This is a genomic window from Polaromonas sp. P3_C2, from assembly GCF_056402675.1.
Genome location: NZ_JBFUGX010000761.1, coordinates 1 through 1,777, shown reverse-complemented (window position 1 = coordinate 1,777; position 1,777 = coordinate 1). Strand labels below are relative to the sequence as shown.

General features: G+C 62.5%; 2 protein-coding genes. One reads left to right on the top strand and one right to left on the bottom strand.

Going from position 1 to position 1,777, the window contains the following annotated elements; all coding sequences use genetic code 11:
* A partial coding sequence (locus AC1DWI_RS21625; protein ID WP_477725728.1) for a DMT family transporter occupies positions 1 to 689 on the top strand: 689 nt, incomplete at its 5' end.
* Here the strand turns inward: AC1DWI_RS21625 and AC1DWI_RS21620 are convergent.
* Positions 679 to 1,777: MFS transporter (locus AC1DWI_RS21620; RefSeq protein WP_477725727.1), on the bottom strand; the 1,099-nt coding region annotated here is incomplete at its 5' end. The two genes, AC1DWI_RS21625 and AC1DWI_RS21620, sit on opposite strands and share 11 nt — an antisense overlap.

Below are 1,777 nucleotides of genomic sequence, written 5' to 3'. Positions count from 1 at the left end.
CCTTCGGCCAGGTGACGCTGGTGGGCCTCACGCAGACGAGCCTGCAGTATGTGTTCTTCTACATCGGCCTGGCGTACGCCACCGGCGTGAAGAGCTCGATCATGAATGCAACGGGCACCTTCTTCAGCGTGCTGCTGGCGCATTACATCTACAAGAATGACCGGCTCAGCTTCAACAAGGTGCTGGGCTGCATGGTGGGCTTTGCCGGCGTGATGGTGGTGAACTTCAGCGAAGGCCTATTGACCTTCGACTTCACGCTGCTGGGCGAAGGCTTTGTGGTGATCGCCGCTTTTGTGCTGTCGGCCGCCAGTATTTACGGCAAGAAGGTGTCGCAGCGCGTGGATTCGGTGGTACTGACAGGCTGGCAATTGGCCATAGGCGGCCTGGCGCTGCTGCTGATCGGTGTTGCTACCGGCGGAACATTGAGGGGTTTCACGCTTCAGTCCACCCTGTTGATGGTTTACCTCGTGGTGCTGTCGTCCGCGGCGTTCTCGCTGTGGACGATTTTGCTGAAGTACAACCGCGTGAGCATGATCACGGTGTTCAATTTCATGGTGCCGATTTTTGGGACACTGCTGTCGGCGGTGTTTCTGGATGAGCGCTTCCTGGAGTGGAAAAACGGCCTGGCCTTGTTGCTGGTTTGTTATGGGATCTGGCTGGTGACGAAAGAAGAGAAAGTTAGCGGCTGAGCCTGGGTTTTGCGCGCATGCGGCCCCCGGCAGCGATGGCGATGGCGATTGCGATGACAACCAGCACCGCCGCAACCGCGAACGTGACCTGCATGCCGGTGGCAACAGCCCCGGCACCCGCGGTCGTGATGTCCGGCGCTGAGGCAAACGCGAACACGGCCCCCATCGCGGAGGCCCCGGTCATGAGCCCCAGATTGCGCGACAGGTTGAGCATGCCGGAAATGACACCCCGCTGGTCCGAAGGAATATCCGTCATGACAGCGGTGTTGTTGGCGGCCTGGAACAGCTGATATCCCGGGGTCAGGATAAAGATGGCGGCCACGTAGCCCGCAACACCGAACATCGCTGGAAGCGCGGCCAGCGCCGCCGCGCCGGTGGCCACGGCGATGAGCCCGGCGACGGCCATGAACGGCGCACCCAGGCGGTCCACCATGCGGCCGGCCGGGACGCCGCTCAATGCTGAAATGACGGGGCCGACCGACATGACGATACCGACCAGCGCGGCGTTGAGCCCGAGACCACGGGACAGATAAAACGGCCCGACCACAAGCGTCGCCATCATCACGGTCGCAACGAGCGTGTTCATGGCGAGGCTTGCGCTCAAGCCTGGAGCGCGGAACGTCGCGAGCCGGACCAGAGGGGATTTCGCTCTCGATTCGACGAGCACGAAAAAGCTGGCGCCGATAACAGCCGCCAGCAGCAGCGCCATGTTGATCGGACCGAAATGGCCGCGCCCCGTTGTCATGGCCAAGGCGTAGGCCGCGAGTGTCAAGGCCAGCAGCAGTGTGCCCAGGCGATCAAAGCGGGGACGATCTGCCTTCCGCTCCTTGCGATCAACGGGCAAGTAGCGATGCACCAGGAAAAAAGTCAGGATTCCCAGCGGTACGTTGACGAAGAACAGGGCCTGCCAGCCCGATACAGCAATCAGGACACCGCCCAGCGATGGCCCCAGCGCGGTGCCGACCGCAGACATGGTGCCGAGCAGCCCCATGGCACTGCCGGTTCTGGCCTTAGGAACCGCCTCGCCGACAAACGCCATAGTGAGCGCCATCATCACGGCCGCCCCCAGGCCTTGCACAGCCCGGGCG